The sequence below is a fragment of the Pseudomonas sp. TMW22090 genome (assembly GCF_022496665.1).
In the GTDB taxonomy this organism is placed as follows: Bacteria; Pseudomonadota; Gammaproteobacteria; order Pseudomonadales; family Pseudomonadaceae; genus Aquipseudomonas; species Aquipseudomonas gregormendelii.
On record NZ_SCFH01000003.1, the window covers coordinates 595,142 to 619,288 of the forward strand.

Sequence of the window (24,147 nt, forward strand, 5' to 3'; positions counted from 1 at the left end):
TATTTGCATGCCAGGCCCTCTGAATTCAACACACGACATAAGTAGAATCCTGCCCGTAAACTCACGCACTGCAAAAAACGACCCCCTCGCGGCAGAAAGGCTCCTAAAAAAGGTAAAAAATACACCATCACGGTCCAAGAGGGATATTGAAAGCGGCAGGCCACCACAAGCGTCCAATGATTGGCGGACATTAAGTAAAAGATTCATAGGGCAAGCGGTACTTGCGGTGGGGGGGTTGGGACTGGCAGCCTATGGTTTAGCAAACGTGATGCCCCGTCGCCCTGACGGCTCTGGTGTTCAGCGCCCGCCTGTATCGAGCCCACTCATCATGTCCACCGACCATTGGGCCGTGAATGGCAGTAGTCAGTCTGGAAATGAAACCGCCGTCCTTGATGCGCTCAGTCATGCCCCCCAAGGTTACATTAGTGATTCTTTGACTCAATGGCTTATCGAAGATATTGGTGCTAGTGAAGTGGCCCGGGGTGAAAAGATAAAGGAACTTTATCCGGAAGTGTACAACGAGTTGGATGCGGGTCGACAGGTGGCAATCGCCGCGCTCAAGGTATTTAAAACCAGGTGTCCACAACCCTGCGACTCCCTGATACCGTTGACCGTTAACGCCACTGAACTTGTGAAGGAGGTTATAGACGTCGTTCGGGAAGGTGATGCCCTTGACCGCAGTATAGGGGATGGGGTGTTTGACAAATTATTGTCCGATTTGGGGGTCTCCAGGGAAGAATATGCTCAATTAGACTCTTATATACACCCGCAGGATAAATTGGTGGATTTTCTAATTGCGTTATTAGAAAACCCATGCCATGCAAGAACAACGGGTGACAAGTGTGTGGAGTATATTCTCATAGAGCAAACGCCTGAGGGGATGCAGCTTGACAAGGAAAATAACAGGCCCCTGACCTACGCGGCTTCAGCGCATCTGGTCATGTCATTGTTTAGCAATAAACTGCCTATAATACTAACAACGCACGTGGAGAAACTGGTTAATCACCCGACGCTCATGGCCCACATTCTTATTCATGAGATGGTTCATTATGCTGGCTATGGTGATATGGTTTATGCCAATGTTGACGAGGCAATGCTGAATAACACCCAAAAAAATGAAAATAAGGTTTATCTGGAGGTGTATGACAAACTCCGGGATAACCTTGTAGATCGAATTGATAAAGTTCCTCTTTCAATGCAGCCTGCTCTGATGCAATTTTATGATCTGTATGTTGGCGGTGATCAAAGTGTGGAAGTGATTGATAAAACAAATTACCTTAAAACAGCGTTATCTTCAGATGCCAAATTATGGTCTTCTTTCTTGCTAACAAACACCGATTTTATTGCTATGTATCTGCTGGAGCCTTATCTACGGGAGAAAGAAATGGAGCGGCAACTGCAGGAGAGCTCGAAATCATGGATCAGCTTTATTACCAGTGCTCTGGAAATGTACAGATTCAGATGAAATGTGCGATTCAAATACGTGGCAGTATAAAAAGGCGAGTGTAACATTTGCACTGAGTGATTCGATTGATACCGTACCTCGACACTCGCATCCCTCAATTTGCGCTACCACTCGCGATAAAATTCACGTGCTCACCGACATGTAAATTTAACTGCAGCTCATCGGCGATTCCTACTGCGACCCGGCTCAATCGCTCAAGCGGCTCTCTCAGTCCCGGCTCAAGGCTACTGCTGACCTGGCTAAAGTGTTCGATGGTCAGCCCGGGAACACCCCGAGGGGCGTTAACCATTGTCCATTGCAAATCGCTGCTTTGCAGGGCCTCGCGAATTTCTTCAGCCGCATGGCGTTGCAGGCGATCCTCTATTTCCGGATCGTCCAATACCTCGAAATCACCCACCAGGAACAGTCGCGCAATATGGGATGCCTGCATGCCTTCGATCAGCGCATCCACAGCCAACACTTGTTCCACGGGCCCCGGCATAATGGTTTTTTCCACGTATTCGCTGTTGAAAGGCAGCCCTGGCGCGTCTAACAGGCAGACCACGGCCGTGCTGCCGGCCACGCTCTGCTTTACCCGCTCGGCGTCAAACAGGTCGCCGCTCTTGGTGCGCAGCCCCGGACGCGGTGAGAGCGCTGTGAGGTCGTCCAGAATCGCGATCACTTCATGCTGACGTCGCAGCATTTCAGCCATCAGCGCACTGCCCAGGCTACTCATGGCACCATAAAGCACCACTTTCACAACGGGGGTTTCGGCATTTTTCATGGCTGGGGTCCCTTGATCGCAACGTATATGGCGTGTGACCCGTGGCAATCGTTCAGGGTTCGACCGGGTTTGGAGGGTTTCAGATGCAAGGGATAAAGGGCTATCACGCCCACGTGTACTTCGACGCGAGCAACATCGATCAGGCGCGGGCACTGTGCGAGCAGGCGGCGCAGCGGTTTCCCTTAAGGATGGGGCGCGTGCACGAACGTCCGGTAGGCCCGCACCCGGACTGGAGTTGCCAGTTGGCCTTGGAGCCACAATACCTGGGCGAGGTGCTGCCGTGGCTGGCGCTCAACCGCAAGGGTTTGGTGGTGTTCCTGCATCCCGATACCGGAAACGATTTGTTGGATCACACCGAGCACGCGATCTGGATGGGGGCGATTCGCCCACTGGATCTGAGTGTTTTTTAACCAGCGAAATATCATCCTGCGCAAACCGTACTGTCCGACGACCGGTTAAACATCCGGTCATTGCTTTTACTGGCGAAAGCTGGCTGAAAGCTTCCCCGATTAGGATCGCCTCACTCCCGGCAACAGACCGGTTGGCCCACGCGAGTGTTTTGCTGCTCGCACGGCCCATTTAACAACAACAATGGTGATCCTGATGTCCTTCTCAATCCGCCCCTGCGCTTTAACTCCGCCCGCTCGACTCGTGCTTCCCGTTCTGCGCTGACCTCACCCGGTTCGCTCATTTCCCCTAGCCGCGCCACGCCTGGAGTATTCCCATGCTGACTTTCCTTGGCTTTGCCATGGTCATCACGTTCATGTTCCTGATCATGACCAAGCGCCTGTCCGCGCTGATTGCCCTGATCATCATCCCGATTGTTTTCGCCCTGTTCGGTGGCTTTGCGCCGAAGATCGGTCCGATGATGCTCGAAGGCATCACCAAGCTCGCGCCGACCGGTGTGATGCTGATGTTCGCGATTCTGTACTTCGCCCTGATGATCGACTCCGGCCTGTTCGACCCGGCTGTGCGCAAGATCCTCAAACTGGTAAAGGGCGACCCGCTGAAAGTTTCGGTCGGCACCGCCGTACTGGCGCTCGTCGTCTCCCTTGATGGTGACGGCGCGACCACTTACATGATCTGCGTGGCGGCCATGCTGCCGCTCTACAGCCGCATCGGCATGAGCCCGCGCATCATGGCCGGCCTGATCATCCTCGCCGGTGGCGTGATGAACATGACCCCGTGGGGTGGCCCGACCGCCCGTGCCGCGAGCGCGCTGCACGTGGACCCGTCCGACATCTTCGTGCCGATGATTCCGGCGATGCTGGCGGGTGTGGTGGCGATCCTGGCGATTGCCTACTTCTACGGCAAACGCGAACGCGCTCGTCTGGGTGAACTGCACCTGGCTGGCGATGAAGTTGACCACAGTGAGATCAGCGTTTCGCAATTCCCGGATGCCCGCCGTCCGAAGCTTATCTGGTTCAACGGCGCGTTGACGCTGGTGCTGATGTGCACCCTGATTGGCGGCTTGTTGCCACTGCCAGTGTTGTTCATGGTGGCGTTCAGTATCGCGATGATCGTCAACTACCCTTGCCTGCAAATGCAGAAAGATCGCGTTGCGGCCCATGCCGGCAGCGTGCTGGCAGTGGTCGGTTTGATCTTCGCGGCCGGTATTTTCACCGGTATCCTGTCGGGCACCGGCATGGTCGATGCGATGTCGAAAAGCCTGCTGGCGGTGATTCCGGATTTCCTCGGCCCGTACCTGGCAGTGATTACCGCACTGGTGAGCATGCCGTTCACATTTTTCATGTCGAACGATGCATTTTATTACGGCGTGTTACCGGTACTTGCCGAAGCAGCGAGTCATTACGGTATAACCGCAGTTGAAATGGCACGTGCCTCGATCGTCGGTCAGCCCGTCCACTTGTTGAGCCCGCTGGTACCATCGACTTATCTGTTGGTGGCCCTGGCCGGTATCGACTTCGGTGACCACCAGCGCTTTACCCTGAAGTGGGCAGTTCTGGTGTGCATGTGCATACTTGTTGCAGCATTGCTGATGGGGATTTTTCCGCTGTTCAGCACTCTATAAGCCCAAGACTCACCGTGACGGGTCCTGGCTTTTTTATCGAAGCCCGGACCCTTCGTGGTTCAACACATCCTCAAAGGAATACACATGGAATGGCTGACCAACCCTGAGATCTGGGTTGCCTTCTTTACCCTGACCGCCCTGGAAATCGTCCTGGGTATCGATAACATCATCATGATTTCGATCCTGGTCAGCCGCATGCCCAAACACATGCAGGCGCGTACCCGGATCTTCGGCCTGGCGCTGGCCATGGTCACGCGAATCCTGTTGTTGCTGTCGATTACCTGGGTCATGCAGCTGACCGCAGACCTGTTCGAGGTCTTCGGCCAAGGCATATCCGGGCGTGACCTGATCCTGTTCTTCGGCGGCCTGTTCCTGCTGTGGAAAAGCTCGCAAGAGATGTATCACGCGCTGGAAGGCGAAGACGAGACCGGTGAGGAACCGACCGGCAAGGGTGGCAACTTCCTGTACACCATCATCCAGATCGCGATCATCGACATCGTGTTCTCCCTGGATTCGGTGATCACGGCAGTGGGCATGGTCTCCCATGTACCGGTCATGGTCGCGGCCATTGTTGTCGCCGTACTGGTGATGATGTTGGCGGCCGGTACCATCAGCTCGTTCATCGACAAGCATCCGTCATTGAAAATGCTGGCGCTGTCGTTCCTGCTGGTAGTCGGCACCGTGTTGATCGCCGAGTCGTTCGAAGTCCACGTACCCAAAGGCTACGTCTACTTCGCCATGGCGTTCTCGCTGGCGGTGGAAGCGTTCAACATCAAGATGCGCACTGCCATGGCAAGAAAGCGCAAGCAGCAGGACCCGGTGAAACTGCGCAAGGATATTCCTGGCCAGTAATATCGCTAACCTGCATGAAACCTGTGGGAGCGAGCCTGCTCGCGATGGTCGTCAATGATAACGCGTACTGACTGAGTCAACTCGTTGTCCTCGATATCATCGCGAGCAGGCTCGCTCCCACAGGGCATGAATGGGGACCTCAGGGTCCCTGTTTTGTTTTTCCATCCAGCTGTTTTTATGACACTTTTGTTTCAATCATCTCTTTAGCTATGCGATGCTGGCGCGCAGACCGTTAGCCAACTACAGCTTAAGTACAGAACGTAGAAAAACGCGCGGCACGTCAACTTGCTCCTTTGGGGCGCTACCACCACAGGGGGCCTTTATGCTCACCCTGCTCAATTTGTTATCTGCCGTGGCCCTGCTGATCTGGGGCACGCACATCGTCCGAACCGGCATCCTGCGGGTCTACGGGTCCAATCTGCGCCATGTGATTGGCCAGAACATGTCCAGGCGCTGGCTGGCGTTTATTTCCGGCATCGTAGTGACGGCCATGGTCCAGAGCAGTAACGCCACGGCCATGCTGGTCACTTCGTTTGTTGGCCAGGGCCTGATGGCACTGACCCCGGCGCTGGCGACCATGCTTGGCGCAGACGTCGGCACGGCGTTGATGGCCCGGGTACTGACTTTCGATCTGTCCTGGTTGTCGCCGCTGCTGATTTTCGTCGGAGTGATTTTCTTCCTGTCCCGCAAGCAGACGCGACTTGGGCAGATGGGACGGGTCAGCATTGGTCTGGGCCTGATCATTCTGGCGCTGCAGCTGATCGTTGAATCCGCCGCGCCGATCACCCAGGCCCAAGGCGTAAAGGTGATTTTCGCCTCGCTGACCGGCGATATCCTGCTCGACGCCCTGGTCGGCGCGCTGTTCGCGATGATCTCCTACTCCAGTCTCGCCGCCGTCCTGCTCACCGCCACCCTGGCGGGCGCGGGAGTGATCAGCCTGCCGGTGGCTATCGGCCTGGTGATTGGCGCGAACATCGGCAGCGGCGTGCTGGCCTTCCTCAGCACCAGCATGCAAAACGCAGCAGGCCGCCAGGTGGCGCTCGGCAGCCTCTTGTACAAACTGATAGGACTATTGCTGATCATTCCGGTGCTGGATCCTTTGGTGCACTGGATCGACAGCCTCGACTTCAGCCCGCAGGAAATGGTCATCGGCTTCCATTTGCTCTACAACACCGTGCGCTGCCTGATCCTGCTGCCCAGCGTGGGGCCGATGGCCAGGTTGTGTGCCTGGTTGCTACCGGAACGCCCGGAGATCAATGGCACGGCCAAGCCTCGCCACCTGGACCCCACTGCGCTGGTCACACCCAGCCTGGCGCTGGCCAATGCGGCACGGGAAACCCTGCGCATCGGCGACCTGATCGATAATATGCTCGAAGCCATGCTCGATGTGCTGCACGGCAAGCAGACGGCCGTGACTCAGGAAATGCGCCGCCTGACGGATGATGTTGAATCGCTCTACAGCGCGATCAAGCTGTACCTGGCGCAAATGCCCCGTGAAGACTTGAGCGAGCAGGACAGTCGACGCTGGGCGGAGACCATCGAGCTGGCGATCAATCTAAAGCTTGCCAGCGACCTGATCGAACGCATGCTGCGCAAGGTCCAGCAACAGAAGACTTCGCAGCGTCGGTCATTTTCCGAAGTGGGCCTGGAGGAATTGGCGGGGCTGCACAGCCAACTGATCTCCAACCTGCGCCTGGGGTTGTCGGTGTACCTCAGTTCCGACAAGGAAAGCGCCCGCCAGTTGTTGCGTGAGAAACGTCGCTTTCGCGCGCAGGAACGGCGCCTGGCGCATGCGCATGTGAGCCGTTTGCAGCGCAAGATTGTGCAGAGTATCGAGACCAGTTCCTTGCATCTGGAGCTGATTGCCGACATGAAGCGCCTCAATTCACTGTTTTGCAGCAGTGCCTATGCAGTGCTGGAAACGTCCGACACAGGTGCGCTGGCGGTGGACGATTTGGCGGACATCACACATTCGCCTTGAACGTCTGCCAAGGTGGTGAGTCAGTAACATTGGTTCAGCCGCAAGACCGCTTTCGCGAGCAGGCCCGCTCTCACAGGGGGTTGTGAGCCCCAAAAATCTACCTGAGGGGAGCGGGCTTGCCCGCGAAAGCGGCCTGACTGACGACATGGATCTCCGATTAGGTTGCCTGGAAGCCCGTTATGCGTTGCCTGTTGTTCGCCTGTCTACTGCTTGGCTCATTACCCTCATTCGCCCTGGATCGCTTTCAGGTCGAGGGCTATACGCTGCCCAACGGTTTGCAATTGCTGCTCAAGCCCGGCATGGACCGTGGTCATGTGGCGATTCGCCTGGTGGTGGGCGTCGGGCTGGATGACTTCGGTTGCGCCGACAAGGAGCTGCCGCACCTGCTCGAACATCTGTTGTTCAGCGGCATCGACGCCACCGGCGAAGGTGGGCTGGAAGAGCGCATGCAGGCCCTGGGCGGCGAGTGGAATGCCTACACCAGCAACGCCGACACCACATTCGTCATCGAAGCGCCGGCGAAAAACCAGCGCAAAGTGCTGGATCTGTTGCTGGCCCTGTTGACCCAGACCCGTTTTGACGACAATGCAATCAATGCGGCCAAGCAGGTGGTGGAGCGTGAGGACGGTGGCCACTACTCTCACCTGCAGCGCTGGCTCGATCGCCAGGATCTGGGCCACACCGCGAGTAACCAGCTGGCGGTGGAGCTGGGCCTTAAATGCCCTGAGCGTGCGCAAGTCGATCACCTGACTCGCGAACAGCTCGAGGAGGTGCGCAACGCCTGGTACGCCCCCAACAACATGACGTTGATCGTGGTCGGCGACCTTGATCGCCTGCTGCCAGCCTATCTGGAGCGGGCCTATGGCGCGCTGGAAGCGGTCGACCCGACCGATCACCCGCCCCTGCCGGAAATCAAGGCAACGGCAGCCCACGAGCGTACGTTGAGCCACGGCCTGGTGGGCAACGGCGCCAAGTTGCACTGGCTGGTGCCCGAGCCGGTACTGGAGGACCAGCACGACGAGACCTTTGATTTGCTCAAGGACTACCTGGACTGGGCGCTCTACCGCCAAATGCGCCTGGCACATAGCCTGTCCTACGGGCCCTCGGCCGAGCGCGAGGTGTTTGGCGGGGTGGGTTTCATGAGCCTCAATGCAGACTTGGAGCGCGATGATTTGCCCGCAGCCAGGCAGGTCCTGGAAGAACTCAAGGCAGGCCTGCTCAAGGACGGTCTAAACGTAGAGACTTTCAACCGCCTCAAACAGGCCGCCATCGCCCGGCAGGCCTGGGCCGTGCAGGGCAACAGCGCGCTGGCCGATTATTACTGGGGCGCGCTGGGTGACTTCCAGAACGGGCGCTTTGCTGACCCGGCCAGGGATCTGCAAGGTGTCACCCTGGAAGAAGCCAACCGCGCCATGCGCTCGTTGTTGCTGCAGCCGGGGTATCTGCGGATTGAAAAGCCGTTGATCAGTGATGATGAGTTGATCTGGCTGGTGGCCGGAATGTTGGCCCTGCTGGTACTGGGATTGTTGGCGTGGCGTCTGCGCCGAAAGACTTCATGACTATGGGAGCGAGCCTGCTCGCCACACCACCCTCTCGGGCGGTAATCTGTCGAGGATTTTTCCTACGACCAATGCGAATCGCCGAATGCCAACCCTGACCCTGTACGTGCAGCGCCTACTGGAATTGATGAAGCGCTACCCTGGGGTCATTGCGCTCGGTGGGTTTATCTCCGGGGTCGGCAGTTTCATTCTGGTCGATCGCCAGCAAGGGCTGGCCACCTGGATCACCATCATCATGGTCCTTAGCTGGATCTGGCTGATGCTGGAAAACAGCCTGACCAGGCTGTTCGCCAAAATATTCAAGCGCGAGATACCCCAGCCCTTGCTGCGCTATGCCACGCAGATGATCCACCAGGAAAGCCTGTTCTTCGTCCTGCCGTTCTTTTTCATCACCACCACTTGGAACAGCGGGCAGTTCTTCTTTACCGGGCTGCTGTGTATCGCCGCGCTGATATCAATCATCGACCCGCTCTACTACAAGTGGCTGGCCCCCCGCCGCTGGGCGTTCCTGGCCCTGCATACGCTGACCTTGTTTGCCGCGCTGCTGACCGCTCTGCCCGTCATCCTGCACCTGACCACGGCCCAGAGCTTCAAACTGGCCCTGGGCACAGCGGTGGTCCTGTCGTTCCCCAGCCTGGCGTCGATCTTTCCCATTCGCACCCTGCGCAACGCGTTGGCGATCCTGAGTATCACCGTGGGGATCGGTGGCGTCGGCTGGGTGCTGCGTTCCTGGGTGCCGCCGGCGACACTGTGGATGACCGATGTCGCCATCAGTACGCAACTGCAGGACCGTACCCCAGGCGACAGCCTGGATGAAGTCACGGCCGAGCAGATCCGTGGTGGCGGGCTGTATGCCTACACCGCGATCAACGCGCCACGCGGGCTGGACGAGCGGATTTACCACGTGTGGAAGTTCAACGGCAAAGAGGTGGATCGCATCCCGCTGGATATCCATGGCGGGCGTAAGGAAGGCTACCGCGCATGGACGCACAAGCAGAATTTCCCGGGCAATCCGGCTGGTAACTGGCAGGTGCGGGTGCTCACCGAGGATGGCCAGGTCATTGGCGTGTTGCGTTTCAAGATCACAGACAGCACACCGATCAAAGAAAAGTAATACGCTGCGTGATATTACGTACCACAGTCATTCAGTCGAACAAGCATGGAGCTTATGACCAGCAGTACAACGGCCGGCAACGCCCAACTGGACGCCTCTCACTCTCCTGCACAATTGCGGGTCACGGGTGACTGGACGCTTGCCCATTACGCCAACCTCAAGGGCCTTTGCGAAACCATTCGCGGCCAATACGACGACAGCACCCACATCGACCTCAATGGCCTGGGCGCCCTCGATACGGCCGGCGCGTCGTTGTTGGTGGAGTTGTTGGGGTCCGAGCGGCTTGGCAAGTCCGCCGAACACCCGGACTGCACCTTGTCCGGCGCCGATCGCGCACTGCTGCACACCGTCTATTGCTCCATGACTGATTTCTGCGTGCCGATCAAGGAGCCCGAAGTCAGCGTCGGCATCCAACTGCTGACGCGCATCGGGCGCGCGGTGGACGCGGTCTGGCAAGACACGCTGCAGTTGCTCGGGTTTGTCGGCCTGATCCTGGAAACCATCGCTCGCGGCCTGTTTCGTCCCAAACGCTGGCGCATCACGCCAATGGTGGCGCACATCGAGCAAACCGGTCTGGACGCTGCGCCGATTGTTGCCCTGCTGACCTTCCTGGTCGGTGCCGTGGTGGCATTTCTGGGGGCGACGGTGCTGGCGAGTTTTGGTGCGAGTATCTTTACCGTGGACCTGGTGGCGTTCTCGTTTCTGCGCGAGTTCGGCGTGTTGCTCACCGCGATCCTGATGGCCGGCCGCACCGCCAGCGCGTTCACCGCCCAGATAGGGTCGATGAAGGCCAACGAAGAAATCGACGCCATTCGCACATTGGGCCTGGACCCCATGGAACTGCTGGTCGTGCCGCGAGTTCTTGCGCTGCTGGTTGCGCTGCCGATGCTGACGTTTCTGGCGATGCTCTCCGGGATTATCGGCGGCGGCGTGGTGTGCGCGGTTTCGCTGGATATCTCCCCGGCGATGTTCCTCTCGCTGTTGCAATCGGATATTGGCGTTCAGCACTTCCTGGTGGGCATCGTCAAAGCGCCGATCTTCGCCTTCCTGATTGCTGCCATCGGTTGTCTGGAGGGCTTCAAGGTCAGCGGCAGCGCCGAGTCCGTTGGCGCACACACTACGTCGAGCGTGGTCCAGTCGATTTTTGTGGTGATTGTGCTCGATGCCGTGGCCGCGCTGTTTTTCATGGAGATGGGCTGGTGAGTCGTCAACCCCGAGCGTCCTCCGAGGCGGTGATCGAAGTCCGCGGCTTGTGCAATCGTTTCGGCAGCCAGAGCGTGCACGAGAATCTCGACCTGGACTTGTACAAAGGCGAGATCCTCGCCGTGGTCGGTGGTTCCGGCAGCGGCAAATCCGTGCTGTTGCGCAGCATCGTCGGCTTGCGCCAGCCCAGCGAGGGCATGGTGAAGGTCTTCGGGAAAAACCTGCCGGCCCTTCCCGAGCACGAGCGCTCGCTGGTGGAGCGCCGTTTTGGCGTGCTGTTCCAGAAAGGCGCCCTGTTCTCCTCGCTGACCGTGACCGAGAACGTCGCCCTGCCCCTAATCGAACACGCGGGGTTGAGCCGAAATGACGCCGAGCACCTGGCGGCGGTAAAGCTGGCCTTGGCGGGCTTGCCGCTGTCTGCTGCGGACAAGTACCCCGCTTCGCTGTCCGGCGGGATGATCAAGCGCGCCGCACTGGCCCGCGCGCTGGCGCTGGATCCGGACATCCTGTTTCTCGACGAGCCCACCGCCGGCCTGGATCCCATCGGCGCTGCCGCTTTCGACCAACTGATCCTGACCCTGCGTGATGCGCTGGGCTTGAGTGTGTTTCTGGTCACCCACGACCTGGACACCCTCTACACCATCACCGATCGAGTAGCGGTGCTGGCGCAGAAAAAAGTGCTTGTGGCGGATGCCATCGACAAGGTTTCGGAAACCGACGATGCGTGGATTCACGAATATTTCCACGGCCCTCGCGGCCGCGCGGCGCTGACTGCCGCTCAACAGCTCAACGAGGTCTGACATGGAAACCCGAGCCCATCACGTACTGATCGGCCTGTTCACGGTAATTGTGGTGGCAGCCGCCCTGCTCTTCGGGCTCTGGCTGGCCAAGTCCAGTGTGGATACCGAGTTCAAGGACTACGAAATCGTGTTCAACGAGGCGGTCAGCGGCCTGTCCAAAGGCAGCGCCGTGCAATACAGCGGGATCAAGGTCGGCGATGTGGTGACCCTGCGCCTGGACCCGAACGATCCGCGTCGGGTACTGGCGCGGATTCGCCTGGGCGGCGAGACGCCGATCAAGGAAGACACTCAGGCGAAGCTGGCGCTGACCGGGATTACCGGCACGTCGATCATCCAGCTGAGCGGCGGCACGCCCCAGAGCCCGACGCTCAAGGGCAAGGACGGCAAACTGCCGGTGATCGTGGCGTCGCCCTCGCCCATCGCTCGCCTGCTGAACGACAGCAACGACCTGATGGCGGGCGTCAACACGCTGATGCACAACGCCAACCTGATGTTCTCCACGGAAAACGTCGAGCGCATCAGCAAGACCCTGGAGCACCTGGAGCAGACGACTGGCACCATCGCGGACCAGCGCGGCGATATCCGCCAGGCCATGCAACAGCTGGCATCAGTGGGCAAGCAGGCCGGCGCCATGCTGGAACAGACCTCTGCGCTGATGCGCAATGCCAACGGCCTGCTCAATGATCAGGGCAAGCAGATGTTCGCCAGCGCCGAGCAGGCCATGAAGTCGCTGGAACAAAGCAGCGCCACCATCAACCAGTTGCTGTCCAGCAACCAGGACTCGCTCAACAATGGCATGCAGGGTCTTAACGGGCTCGCACCCGCTGTGCGTGAACTGCGCGATACGCTGACCTCGTTGCGCGCCATCTCCCAGCGCCTGGAAGCCAATCCCAGCGGATATCTGCTGGGCAACGACAAGAACAAGGAATTCACCCCATGAAGCTGACCCGCGCCCTGCTCTTCACCGGTTTTGCGCTGATCAGTGCCTGCTCGATCCTGCCCAAGGCGGATCCGTCGGATGTGTACCGACTGCCATCGACTCAAGGCGCTGCCCCGGTCAGGCAAGACGCCGTACAGCCGTGGTCGTTGCGTTTGGCCAAACCCCAAGCAAGCCAGGCACTGAACAGCCCGAACATCGCCGTCGTTCCCCAGGGCGACCTGATCAGCAGTTACAAAGCCTCGCGTTGGAGTGACCCTGCCCCCGTGTTGCTGCGCAATCGCCTGCTGGATGGCTTTCAGCGTGACGGCCGGGTACCGTTGCTAAGCACTGACGACAGCAACTTCCAGGCGGACCTGGAGCTCGGTGGCAATTTGCAGGCGTTCCAGACCGAGTATCAGGGTACGGCAGCTACCGTCGTGGTGCGTCTGGATGCGTTGTTGGTGCGCGGGTATGACCAGCGGATTCTCGCCAGTCGCCGCTTTGAAGTGCGCCAGCCGCTGACCGACGTGCAGGTGCCGGCCGTGGTGGCCGGGTTTGGCCTGGCGAGCGACCAGTTGACGGCGCAGGTGGTGGATTGGGCGGTGGCGCAAGGCCAAAAAGCAGTCCCGCCGCGGCGCCCGTAAACCCGGCACATTTCCTCTATAGGAGCGAGCTCGCTTGCGAAGCGCTTGAGGGTGCTGCTGGGTGTCAGGTTACCTGCGTCATCGTTCACGACCCTCGCAAGCAAGCTCGCTCCTACAAGGGCCGGTTGTTAGCCGAAGAACCAGTAGCAAACGGCGATTGCGCCGACTACTCCGGCGAATTCCGCCAATAAAGCGCAGCCAACAGCATGCCGCGCACGCTGAATCCCCACCGCGCCGAAGTAAACCGCCAACACATAAAACGTGGTTTCAGTGCTGCCCTGGATCGTCGCCGCCACTAACGCCGGGAAGCTGTCGACCCCAGACGTTTTCATGGTCTCAATCAACATGGCGCGGGCGGCGCTGCCGGAGAAGGGCTTGACCATCGCGGTCGGTAGCGCGTCAACGAACCGCGTGTCCCAACCCGCCCACTCCACAAGGTGCCGAATGCCATCCAGGCCAAAATCCAGCGCGCCCGAGGCCCGCAATACGCCGACCGCGCAGAGCATCGCCACCAGGTACGGCAACAGATTCTTCGCTACATCGAAGCCTTCCTTCGCACCTTCGACGAACGCTTCATAGACCTTAACTTTGCGTAGCGCGCCAATCACCAGGAACAGCATGATCAGACCAAACAGCGTCAGGTTGCCGAGAATGGAAGACAGGCCGGCCAATGCGGTGGCTGACAGCGTCGCCAGCAGTGCCATGAAGCCGCCGAGTGCCAGGGCACCGGGGATCATGTAGGCAAGCACCACCGGATCCCACAGACGCAGGCGTTGCATGAATGCCACGGATAGCAACCCAACCAGAGTCGAACAGCTGGTGGCCAGCAGGATCGGCAGGAACACCAGGGTTGGATCCGGCGCACCTTGCTGCGCCCGGTACATGAAGATCGTCACCGGCAGCAGCGTCAGCGAAGAGGCATTGAGTACCAGGAAGAGGATTTGCGCGTTGCTGGCAATGGTCGGGCTGGGGTTGAGCTCCTGCAGTGCCTTCATGGCTTTCAAGCCGATTGGCGTGGCAGCATTGTCCAGGCCCAGGCCGTTGGCGGCGAAGTTGAGGGTGATCAGGCCGATCGCCGGGTGACCGGCCGGCACTTCCGGCATCAGCCGCAGGAACAGCGGCCCCAACGCTTTTGCCAACCAGTCGACGATGCCGGCTTTCTCGGCGATTCGCAGAAAGCCCAGCCAAAGGGTGAGGGTGCCAAACAACAGGACCATGACCTCGACCGACAACTTGGCCATGGCGAAAATGCTCTCCACCATCGCGGCAAAGATCCCGGCGTTGCCGCCAATCAACCACTGCGCCAGCGCCGATACGGCGGCCACGATGAAGAAGCCAAGCCACAGGCCATTAAGCATCAGTCAAATCCCCCAAAGAATGCGGCGAATGATAACGGGGTAGCCAGAAACGACAAACCCCGGATTTCTCCGGGGTTTGTCTGGAACTGCTGGCGGCCCATTTACATGGATGGCCTCAACCTACTGTAGGAGCTGCCGAAGGCTGCGATCTTTTGATTTTTTTAAAAGCCAGATCAAAAGATCGCAGCCTTCGGCAGCTCCTACAGGGTGATCGGCACCCCAAAAGTCATGATGAATGTTCAACATTTTGGGGGCAGACCAGCGTGAGTCAGTTTTTGGAAACTTCACCTGCCGGCAGTTTTTCCTTGCTGCGCCAGTGCGGCAACGAGTTCCAGTAGCGTTGGCCCTTCGCATCGTCGTACATGCCTTCCCAGCGAGAGATGACCAGGACCGCCAAAGCGTTGCCGATCACGTTCAGTGCGGTACGGGCCATGTCCATGATGCGGTCGACACCGGCGATGAACGCCAGGCCTTCCAATGGAATACCCACGCTGCCCAGGGTCGCCAACAGCACCACGAAGGACACGCCCGGCACGCCGGCGATGCCTTTGGAGGTTACCATCAGGGTCAACACCAGCAGCAGTTGCTGGCTGATCGACAGATCAATGCCGTACAGCTGCGCAATGAAGATTGCCGCGATGCTCTGATACAGCGTCGAGCCGTCGAGGTTGAAGGAGTAGCCGGTCGGTACGACGAAACTGCAGATGGCTTTCGGCGCGCCGTAGGCTTCCATTTTCTCGATAACCCGCGGCAGCACGGTTTCGGAGCTGGCGGTGGAGTAGGCCAGTACCAGCTCATCCTTGAAGATGCGCATCAGCTTGATCACCGAGAAGCCGAACAGGCGAGCAATCAGGCCCAGCACCATGAAGGCGAAGAAGGCAATAGCGAAGTAAACCAGCAGCACCAGTTTGGCCAGTGGCAGCAGGGACGCGAAGCCGAAGTTGGCCACGGTCACCGCGATCAGTGCGAACACGCCAATCGGGGCATAGTTCATGATCATGTGGGTGACCTTGAACATGCTTTCCGACACGCCCTGGAACATGGTGACCAGCGGATCGCGCAATTCCGGTTTCAGGCTCGACAGACCGAGGCCGAACAATACCGAGAAGAAAATGATCGGAAGCATCTCGCCGCGAGCAATGGCCGCGAAGATATTCGACGGGATCAGGTTGAGAATGGTCTCAATGAACGCGTGTTCATGCTGGACCTCGGCAGCTGTGGCCTGGTACTTGGAGATATCCACAGTGCCCAGGGTGCTCATGTCGATGCCGGCACCCGGGTGGAACAGGTTGGCCAGTACCAAACCTACGACGATGGCGATCGTGGTGACGACCTCGAAGTAGATGATGGTCTTGAGCCCGATGCTGCCGAGTTTTTTCGCGTCACCGACGCCGGCAATGCCGACGATCAACGAAGAGATTACGATCGGAATCACAATCATCTTGATCAGACGGATAAAGATATCGCCTGCCGGTTGCAGAACGTTACTGATCCACCAGGCTTTTTCGGCGCCGAAATGGTTGAGCAGCGCACCGATTGCAATCCCCAATACCAGACCGATGAGGATCTGCCAGGCGAGGCTAAGCTTTGCCTTCTTCATATCTTTACCCTTACTTGCGTTTGACTCAGGCAGATGCGCGGAACAGGAACGCTCGTGGCGAAAAAGTCTTGTGCATCGGCCTCCGTATAAGGTGCCCCGGAGCGCTTGTTGGTAGCTCTCTGGCAGGCGAAAAAAGGCGCAACTATTCCGATGCAAGACTGCGACGTCTAATGCCGTAAACGCCTACCCTATGCCGAATCGGCATGAGCTTTTTAATCGAAACTGGCGTCCCAACCGGTTCGAATACGACATTTCGGCAGGCAAAAGTGCCGTGAACCGGCCATCACAGCGGGGATTGAGTGTTTTTTGATCAACCGCAGAAAGGGATTTTTGGAGCAAAATTCGATGATCAGAAAGTCAAATAGCCTTGAAAAATCAGGTTATTTTTCTCGATGTACGGTCGTCAGGAAACACCGGGAAATGTATTTTTCCGGTGTGGTTGATTCGAATTGTAGAGAGGAAGGTGCAAACGAGGATTGAGTGCTAACCGAATGCCTCGATTGCATAAGCTCTTCGCAGGTTCGTCGACATTGAATATCGCGAACCTGCGTCGCAGCTTTTTTCCTGACCCGGCCCTTGCGCAGGTACTCCCTGTACCCGTAGGTCACTGCGCCCCTGAAACAGGCAGAGCGTCCCGGCCCCCTGGTCATGCGGCTGCCGTCATCGGGCAGTGCATCGGAAAGACGCCTGGCGGCCTCTTTCTATTTCAAACTCAGTACCACTTTGGATCTTTTTTCAGTTGTTCCATCAACAGGTTCTGCATGCCCTCATCGGGCTTGCCGAGGAACCGGTAAGTAGCATGTCGCGTCGGCGACTTGTCAGCCGGCAGCCCGGCTGGCACTTCAACCAGCATCCCGTAGGCGTCATCCTTGTCGAAGCTGACAGCAACGATCAGACGCTTGTTCAGACAGGTCGCCTGCGATTCGCATAGCGGTCCTACAAGGTACTTGTCGCCATCCTCTTGCACTGCATTCATTTGCTCGGCATCTCCGGACAGGTTCATCACCCATTCCGGCAGGCGTTCTTCCTTCTTAACCACGCCTTGCCAGGTTTCGCGATACTGCGGATCGGAATTCAACAGCTCGTTGACCCGCGTCTGGCCATCATTGGCCGCCATCGCCATGGCACTGCCGCCCAGTAGCAGGGCGGCTGCCAGTGTCTTCAACGAGACGTTCATGTTCAGCCTCGACCACGGCGGCCGAAGAAGAACGACGCAATGAACATCACCAGGAACACGACAAAGAGAATCTTGGCGATACCCGTGGCGGTGCCCGCGATACCACCGAAGCCCAATACGGCGGCGATGATGGCAATGATCAAGAATGTGATTGCCCAGCTCAACATGGTGATTCTCCTTACGCTTCTATTTTAGAGGTGATGCTTTTGGTGCTTTTCCCGGCGCAAGCAGCGCGCCAAGTCTGGTGATCAGAACACCCAGCGCTCCTGACGAGGCATCTCATTCGCAGGCTGTGCCTGGTCGACGTCCATCATCCGCAGGGGGGGGCTATCTGCCGCTTGACTGCTGGCGGCACTGAAGTGGGTTTGAGTCGGATATTTGAATGACAGCTGCGGCGCTTCCTGCTGCTGGCTTTGTTCCCAACGCTGGAATTGCTGGCCGCCAATCAATGTGATCAAAAGCGCAAGTACAGCGAATAGACCTTGCTGGATGTGCAGGGGCGAGATGCGCAATTGGGCGGCACGTTGGCGATTCATCCGGAAACTCCTCCCACTTCGGTGGTGATCTTGTTGTGGGCGATCTTTTGCCCTGATTACCCAGACTATTGCAGCCTGCATGCCAGCTTTTTCATAAGAAAAAACTGTTTAAAAACAATGACTTAAAAGATTGTTAAAAATCACATTGAACGCATCCTGCACGATGGGCTCTCTACGGTCGTGCGTAATGCACGATAATGCTGTAGGAACTTTCATTCTTTTTGAATTGAGAGGAGGGCGCGGATGTCAGAAATGGACGTGGGCATTTGCCCAAAAAACCGTATTTCACAAAAAATCCTGTTAAATCAAGCCTTTGTCCGACGAGGCGGTAGATAGCTACCCTTCCTTTGATGAAAAGGCACAGAATTGACCATGCAACTTGCCCGATTTTTCCGGGACTAACCTAAGATCATTCTTTATGGAGCGTAGGAAAATGGAGTCAGCCACGGAGCATCAAGGCCGCATTCTGCTGGTGGACGACGAATCCGCCATCCTGCGAACTTTCCGTTATTGCCTTGAAGACGAAGGCTACAGTGTCGCCACGGCCAACAGCGCTGCTCAGGCAGATGCCTTGCTGCAACGCCAGGTGTTTGACCTGTGCTTTCTGGATTTGCGCCTGGGAGAAGACAACGGCCTCGACGTCCTCGCACAGATGCGCATTCAGGCGCCATGGATGCGTGTCGTCATAGTCACCGCTCATTCGGCTGTGGATACGGCTGTAGATGCCATCCAGGCCGGTGCTGCCGATTATCTGGTCAAGCCGTGCAGCCCCGACCAGCTGCGTCTGGCCACGGCCAAGCAATTGGAAGTGCGGCAACTCTCGGCGCGCCTTGAAGCGCTGGAAGGTGAAGTGCGCAAGCCCAAGGACGGCCTGGACTCCCATAGCCCGGCCATGAAAGTGGTGCTGGAAACGGCCCGCCAAGTCGCCGGTACCGACGCCAACATCCTTATTCTCGGCGAGTCCGGGACGGGTAAGGGCGAGTTGTCCCATGCCATTCATGGCTGGAGCAAGCGCGCGAAAAAATCTTGCGTCACTATCAACTGTCCTTCGTTGACCGCGGAGTTGATGGAGAGCGAGTTGTTTGGTCACAGTCGGGGTGCTTTTACCGGCGCCAGCGAAAGTACCTTGGGTCGAGTCAACCAGGCGGATGGCGGAACCTTGTTTCTTGATGAGATCGGCGATTTTCCCCTCACGTTGCAACCAAAGTTGCTGCGTTTTATTCAGGACAAGGAGTATGAGCGAGTCGGCGACCCTGTCACTCGCCGTGCCGATGTGCGGATTCTGGCGGCGACCAACCTCAACCTCGAAGACATGGTGCGCGATGGGCGCTTTCGCGAAGACCTGCTTTATCGGTTGAACGTCATCACGTTGCATCTACCGCCTTTGCGCGAGCGGCGTGAAGACATCCTGAACCTGGCTGATCGCTTCCTGGCCCGCTTCGTCAAGGAGTACGCGCGTCCGGCGCGGGGTTTCAGCGAGGAGGCCCGCGAGGCGTTACTCGGATATCGCTGGCCGGGCAACATCCGTGAGCTGCGTAACGTGGTGGAGCGTGCGAGCATCATTTGTCCGCAGGAACGAGTCGAGATCAGCCACCTGGGCATGGCAGAAACGCCGGTGAACAACGCGCCGCGTATTGGCGCGGCACTGAGTCTGGACGAGCTGGAAAAGGCTCACATCGGCGCGGTCCTGGCCACCGCCGACACGCTGGACCAGGCTGCCAAGACCTTGGGTATCGACGCCTCGACGTTGTATCGCAAACGCAAGCAGTACAACCTGTGAGTCATCCCCGATGAAACTGGCGATGAAGTTGCGCACCCGGCTCTTCCTGAGCATTTCCGCGCTGATCACCGTCGCGCTGCTTGGGCTGTTGCTCGGGCTGGTCAGCGTGATGCAGATGGCCAGTTCCCAGCAGTCGCTGGTTCGCAACAATTTCGCCACCCTGGATCTGGGGCTGAAACTGCGCCAGACCCTGGGTGACCAGTTGGTCGTCATGCTCAGCGAGAACCCGGACCGCGCTGCTTTCGATAAATCCAGGGATCACTACCTGCAGTTGCTCGACGAAGGCATTGCCCACGAACAGGTGAGTGACGGCTTCAAGTACGGTTTCAAGCAGGCCAAGGCTGACTACCAGGATTTTTTGCAGGCCTACGCGGATACACGTAGCCCCTCCCATCTGTTGAGCGGAAACGAAGAGCTCACGGAAAAATTCAACAAACTGCGCAATGGTCTGCTTTCCGAGCACAAGCGCGCCCTGGATGCCATCTATGCAACCGAACGTTCAGCGCGAGACCGTGCCTTGTTGGTAGCCGGTCTGATCGGGCTGGTTGGCCTCGCGGTGCTGATTATCGGCTTTGTCACTGCCCATGCCATTGCCCGGCGTTTTGGTGCTCCGATCGAGGCGCTGGCGCTGGCGGCTGACAATATTGGCCAGGGCAATTTTGAAGTCACCCTGCCGATATCGTCAGCTGCGGAGATGAATCTGCTGACCAAGCGGTTTGGCATCATGGCCGAGGCCCTGCGCGAGCATCAGGCAACCAATGTTGACGAATTGCTCGCCGGCCAACAGCGCCTGCAAGCGGTGCTCGATAGCATCGATGACGGTTTGTTGATGATTGACCGCGAAGGACACCTGGAGCATTTGAACCCAGTGGCCCAACGGCAGCTGGGCTGGGACTCGGACCGCTTGGGGCAGGGGTTGGGTTCGGCCCTCGAACGTCCGGAGCTCGATGGGCAGCTGCAGCTGGTGTTGCGCGGCGGCACCCTGGAGCGGGCTCCCGAAGACCTGAGTATTGAGGTCGACGGCGAATCGCGGTTGCTCACCTACAGCTTGACGCCTGTGAGCCACACCCAGGGGCATATCCTCGGCGCGGTGATGGTGCTGCACGACGTAACCGAACAGCGTGCATTCGAACGGGTGCGCAGCGAGTTCGTGCTGCGGGCTTCCCATGAGCTGCGCACACCGGTCACCGGCATGCATATGGCGTTCGGCCTGTTCCGGGAAAGGGCCAAATTCCCGGAGGATTCTCGTGAAGCCGATCTGCTGGATACGGTAAACGAAGAGATGCAGCGGCTGATGCAGTTGATCAACGATCTGTTGAATTTTTCTCGTTACCAGAACGGTCTGCAGAAGCTCACGTTGGCGCCGTGCTCCATCGAAGATCTGCTGGAACAGGCCCGGGTACGTTTCTGTGGGACCGCTCTTGCGAGCAATATCGATCTGGTGGTGGAAGTGCAAGACCCGTTGCCCCGGCTGCAGGCCGACCAGGCGCAGCTGGATCGTGTACTGGATAACCTTATTGATAATGCGCTGCGCCACACCTCCCCGGGCGGGCAGATTCGCCTGCAGGCAAGACGCCACGGCGAACGTGTGATCATCAGCGTAGAGGACAACGGCGAAGGAATTGCCTACGGCCAGCAGGGGCGGATTTTCGAACCTTTCGTGCAGGTCGGTCGCAAGAAAGGCGGCGCGGGCCTCGGCCTGGCGCTGTGCAAGGAGATCGTGCAACTGCACGGCGGGCGAATGGGGGTTTACTCGCGACCGGGGCAGGGCACGCAGTTCTACATGGCCCTGGCGGTCTGAAGCGTGGTCAGGCCTCGTCGTCCAGGCGACGGCCTGCCAGGCGTCGGCCACGGGTAATCAGTTCGATGAACTGCACTGCGCTTAATGCTCGAGCGAATAGCCAGCCCTGACCGAACTTCACCCCTTCGCTGCTCAGGAAGGCGGCCTGGGCTTCATGTTCGATGCCTTCGGCAATCACCTTGAGTTGCAGGGCCTGGGCCATGTGGATGATGTGCGGCGCCACGCCGCTGCTGGCGGCGTCATGTCCCAGGGCGTCGATAAACGCCTTGTCGATCTTCAGGCAGTCTACTGGCAGCGTTTGCAGATAGGCGAGGCTGCAATAGCCAGTGCCGAAGTCGTCAATCAGCACCTGGTGCCCGACGTCCCGCAAGGCTTGCAGGTTTTCCCGGGCGACGACTACGTCGATCAATCCGCGCTCGGTCACTTCAAAGGCAATCTGCTTGGCGGCGACCCGGTGCAAGGTCAGCAAGCGGGCCATGACCTGGCCAACGCGCGGCACCATGACATCGCATGCCGCGAGATTGACCGAGATGTACAGCTGGGGGTTGGCGCGCAGCAGTTGGCCCAACTGCTCCAGTAATCGTTGCAGGACAAAATCAGTCATTTGGCGGATCTGGCCGGTATTCTCAGCCATGGGGATGAACAGGTCGGGGCTGGTGAGCGTGCCGTCCGGTCGGCGCCATCGAAGCAAGGCTTCGGCGCCGACGCAGTTGCGGCTGTCGAGATCGAAAATCGGTTGATATAAAACCTGCAGTTCGCCCCGGCGGATGGCGCCGCTGAGCTCGGCATCCATCGACTGGCGCTGCCGCACCAGCAGGAAGACCAGAAACCCGACAAAACCACCCAGCACCAGGCTGGCCGGGACCAGCCACCACCAGACCGGCGGCACGTGGATTCCCGTGCGCGGTGAGATCAGCACCAGCTGATAGGCGGGGTTGTTGGTGGGCATGCGGTAGATCAGGTGTGTCTGGGTAATCTGCAAGGCATCGCGGCTTTTTGGCGACCAAACTTCCAGCGGCGGCCAGGCCTGCTCCGCACCGAGAACCGGTATGGCGCGTTTGCCATGGTCGAGCACCACGAGCAGGCTGCTACCTGGCGTCAGGTCGACCATGTCGGTCAAATGGCCACGCGAAGTAGCGACCCGAAAATTGCCGCGCCCCAGCATCAGCGCTGCGCGGTTTTCGTCCGGTTCGGTGGTGGTGTTCAGCCAGTAGCTGTAGGTGGGGCCCTTGATGTCCGGGGCGCGGCTCATCGACAGGCCTTCCTGGCGAGGCCGGTTGGAGCAGATTCGCGAGGAGTCCATGTAGGCGGCTTCGTAAACGAAGCGATAGTTGAATGTCACCTGCTGCAAGGTGGCGATCATTTCATCGTCGCAGGTGCGCAAAGGTTGGGCTTCAAGGTCGTCGAGGCTTTCTCGCAATTGGCCGAACAACTGCTCCATGCGCGCAAGGAAGCGCTCGCCCTGAGCATTCATCTCTTCGCTTTCGTTTTTATCAATGTGGTGGACGGCGACGAATAGACTGCCTGTAAGCAATAACGTTGCACTGAAGACAGCCGCCAGCGTCGCCAAAAACCATGGGCGATAAAACCAGCTACGTAGTGTCTCTCGAGCAGGTGGCATCCGGTAACATCCGAAGAATTACCAATGAGTTATAGCTGCTGGTTGAGTAAAACGCCCGACCGTCGGGCGGGCGTCATTATTTTGTCTGATTCAAGACTTGTAGCAGTGCCGCAGTCTGCGCATCCGGCGTGCCGTCGAACCGGGAAGGCCGGAAATGCATCTGGAACGCCGACAACACGTGACGAGTGGAAACATCCAGTTCACCGGTTTGCGGTGTGGCATAACCTAGGCGCGCCAGTTGCCCCTGGAACCAGCTGATACTCGGCAGCTGCACATTGAACTGCGCTTGCTGGCGTGCCACGGCTTGTTCGTTCGGCCAAACGCCCAACCCCTGCTCCGCCAGGCGCTTCCACGGGAACAGCGGGCCCGGATCGAGTTTGCGTCCCGGAGCAATGTCACTGTGCCCGATGATGTTGTGAGGGTTGATGCCGTAGCGCTTGCTGATGTCCTTGAGCAGGAAGACCAGGGACTGGATCTGGGCGTCGCTGTAGGGATACCACAGACGGCCGGTCGGCGTGTCCTTGAAGCCCGGATTGACGATTTCAATGCCGATTGAGCTGGAGTTCAGCCAGGTACGGGTTTGCCATTCGCTCTCGCCGGCGTGCCAGGCGCGCAGGCCTTCATCCATCAACTTGTAGATGGTCGCCTTGTTGTCGTCGCCGATCAGGTAATGGCTGCTGACTTCGCCGTGGGTCAGCAGTTGCAGCGAGCGCTCAAGCGACGCCGAGGTGTAGTGCACGACCACGAACTGGATGCGGCTGTCGTGGTTGGCTGACGGATGACTGGTGTCGATGCGCGGGCCACTGGCGCAACCTGCCAGCAGGACGAGCGACACAAGAAGGGCGAAATATTTCATGGCGAGTGACGATACACGTAGGATGATAATGCAACAGTGTAACGTAATGCCGGGCGGGTCGAAGGCCAAAGCGCCGATTTAAACAA

Annotated in this window: 21 protein-coding genes; 13 read left to right on the forward strand and 8 right to left on the reverse strand. The window is 58.4% G+C overall.

The window, feature by feature from the left end; translation table 11 throughout:
• Positions 1 to 7: 7 nt before the first annotated feature.
• A complete protein-coding gene (locus EQV97_RS12010; RefSeq protein ID WP_240888978.1) occupies positions 8 to 1,465 on the forward strand; it encodes a hypothetical protein in 1,458 nt (485 codons plus the stop codon).
• Between the two features lie 94 nt (positions 1,466 to 1,559).
• Here EQV97_RS12010 and EQV97_RS12015 read toward each other — a convergent pair whose 3' ends face one another.
• Entirely contained in the window at positions 1,560 to 2,228 is a 669-nt protein-coding gene (locus tag EQV97_RS12015) for an NAD(P)H-binding protein (protein WP_122840897.1), read from the reverse strand.
• Between the two features lie 83 nt (positions 2,229 to 2,311).
• Here EQV97_RS12015 and EQV97_RS12020 point away from each other — a divergent pair, with 83 nt between their 5' ends.
• The 10 genes from EQV97_RS12020 to EQV97_RS12065 all read left to right on the forward strand — a co-directional run bounded on the left by EQV97_RS12020 (position 2,312) and on the right by EQV97_RS12065 (position 13,332).
• Complete coding sequence (locus EQV97_RS12020) at positions 2,312 to 2,638, forward strand: DOPA 4,5-dioxygenase family protein (protein WP_240888979.1); 327 nt, start codon at positions 2,312 to 2,314, stop codon at positions 2,636 to 2,638.
• 314 nt (positions 2,639 to 2,952) lie between these two features.
• Entirely contained in the window at positions 2,953 to 4,260 is a 1,308-nt protein-coding gene (locus tag EQV97_RS12025; protein ID WP_122840895.1) for a CitMHS family transporter, read from the forward strand.
• A gap of 84 nt (positions 4,261 to 4,344) precedes the next feature.
• Positions 4,345 to 5,112: a TerC family protein gene (locus EQV97_RS12030; protein ID WP_045061647.1), complete on the forward strand. Its 768-nt coding sequence runs from the start codon at positions 4,345 to 4,347 to the stop codon at positions 5,110 to 5,112.
• Positions 5,113 to 5,434: 322 nt separating this feature from the next.
• Positions 5,435 to 7,093, forward strand: coding sequence for a Na/Pi cotransporter family protein (locus tag EQV97_RS12035; protein WP_240888980.1), 1,659 nt, complete (start codon positions 5,435 to 5,437; stop codon positions 7,091 to 7,093).
• A gap of 179 nt (positions 7,094 to 7,272) precedes the next feature.
• Complete coding sequence (locus tag EQV97_RS12040; RefSeq protein ID WP_240888981.1) at positions 7,273 to 8,652, forward strand: insulinase family protein; 1,380 nt, start codon at positions 7,273 to 7,275, stop codon at positions 8,650 to 8,652.
• An 85-nt stretch (positions 8,653 to 8,737) separates the two neighbouring features.
• Complete coding sequence (locus tag EQV97_RS12045) at positions 8,738 to 9,766, forward strand: DUF5924 family protein (protein ID WP_122840892.1); 1,029 nt, start codon at positions 8,738 to 8,740, stop codon at positions 9,764 to 9,766.
• Positions 9,767 to 9,820: 54 nt separating this feature from the next.
• The gene (locus EQV97_RS12050) at positions 9,821 to 10,969 is read left to right on the forward strand and encodes an ABC transporter permease (RefSeq protein ID WP_122840891.1); all 1,149 of its coding nucleotides are present in this window, start codon (positions 9,821 to 9,823) and stop codon (positions 10,967 to 10,969) included.
• On the forward strand, positions 10,966 to 11,769 hold the full coding sequence (locus tag EQV97_RS12055; RefSeq protein WP_045061642.1) for an ATP-binding cassette domain-containing protein: 804 nt from the start codon (positions 10,966 to 10,968) through the stop codon (positions 11,767 to 11,769). The genes EQV97_RS12050 and EQV97_RS12055 overlap by 4 nt, the downstream gene beginning before the upstream one ends.
• A 1-nt stretch (position 11,770) precedes the next feature.
• Complete coding sequence (locus EQV97_RS12060; protein ID WP_122840890.1) at positions 11,771 to 12,709, forward strand: MlaD family protein; 939 nt, start codon at positions 11,771 to 11,773, stop codon at positions 12,707 to 12,709.
• On the forward strand, positions 12,706 to 13,332 hold the full coding sequence (locus EQV97_RS12065) for an ABC-type transport auxiliary lipoprotein family protein (protein ID WP_240888982.1): 627 nt from the start codon (positions 12,706 to 12,708) through the stop codon (positions 13,330 to 13,332). Before EQV97_RS12060 ends, EQV97_RS12065 begins: the two co-directional genes overlap by 4 nt.
• Positions 13,333 to 13,460: 128 nt before the next feature.
• Here EQV97_RS12065 and EQV97_RS12070 read toward each other — a convergent pair whose 3' ends face one another.
• The 5 genes from EQV97_RS12070 to EQV97_RS12090 all read right to left on the reverse strand — a co-directional run bounded on the left by EQV97_RS12070 (position 13,461) and on the right by EQV97_RS12090 (position 18,003).
• On the reverse strand, positions 13,461 to 14,690 hold the full coding sequence (locus EQV97_RS12070) for a spore maturation protein (RefSeq protein WP_122840888.1): 1,230 nt from the start codon (positions 14,688 to 14,690) through the stop codon (positions 13,461 to 13,463).
• A 268-nt stretch (positions 14,691 to 14,958) separates the two neighbouring features.
• The gene (gltP, locus tag EQV97_RS12075; RefSeq protein WP_122840887.1) at positions 14,959 to 16,290 is read right to left on the reverse strand and encodes a glutamate/aspartate:proton symporter GltP; all 1,332 of its coding nucleotides are present in this window, start codon (positions 16,288 to 16,290) and stop codon (positions 14,959 to 14,961) included.
• Positions 16,291 to 17,002: 712 nt separating this feature from the next.
• The gene (locus EQV97_RS12080) at positions 17,003 to 17,467 is read right to left on the reverse strand and encodes an inhibitor of vertebrate lysozyme family protein (protein WP_122840886.1); all 465 of its coding nucleotides are present in this window, start codon (positions 17,465 to 17,467) and stop codon (positions 17,003 to 17,005) included.
• A gap of 2 nt (positions 17,468 to 17,469) precedes the next feature.
• Positions 17,470 to 17,634, reverse strand: coding sequence for a DUF1328 domain-containing protein (locus tag EQV97_RS12085; protein ID WP_003177151.1), 165 nt, complete (start codon positions 17,632 to 17,634; stop codon positions 17,470 to 17,472).
• A gap of 81 nt (positions 17,635 to 17,715) precedes the next feature.
• On the reverse strand, positions 17,716 to 18,003 hold the full coding sequence (locus tag EQV97_RS12090) for a hypothetical protein (RefSeq protein WP_240888983.1): 288 nt from the start codon (positions 18,001 to 18,003) through the stop codon (positions 17,716 to 17,718).
• A gap of 433 nt (positions 18,004 to 18,436) precedes the next feature.
• On the opposite strand from EQV97_RS12090, the gene algB reads away from it, so the two are divergent.
• Positions 18,437 to 19,783 carry a sigma-54-dependent response regulator transcription factor AlgB gene (gene algB / locus EQV97_RS12095; RefSeq protein ID WP_045059125.1) on the forward strand — a complete coding sequence of 449 codons (1,347 nt, stop codon included), beginning with the start codon at positions 18,437 to 18,439 and terminating at the stop codon, positions 19,781 to 19,783.
• 10 nt (positions 19,784 to 19,793) lie between these two features.
• Positions 19,794 to 21,584, forward strand: a complete 1,791-nt coding sequence (locus EQV97_RS12100; protein ID WP_240888984.1) for a KinB sensor domain-containing domain — start codon at positions 19,794 to 19,796, stop codon at positions 21,582 to 21,584.
• A 7-nt stretch (positions 21,585 to 21,591) separates the two neighbouring features.
• Here EQV97_RS12100 and EQV97_RS12105 read toward each other — a convergent pair whose 3' ends face one another.
• Entirely contained in the window at positions 21,592 to 23,205 is a 1,614-nt protein-coding gene (locus EQV97_RS12105; RefSeq protein ID WP_240888985.1) for an EAL domain-containing protein, read from the reverse strand.
• A 76-nt stretch (positions 23,206 to 23,281) separates the two neighbouring features.
• A complete protein-coding gene (locus EQV97_RS12110) occupies positions 23,282 to 24,061 on the reverse strand; it encodes an N-acetylmuramoyl-L-alanine amidase (RefSeq protein ID WP_122840882.1) in 780 nt (259 codons plus the stop codon).
• Positions 24,062 to 24,147: the final 86 nt, after the last annotated feature.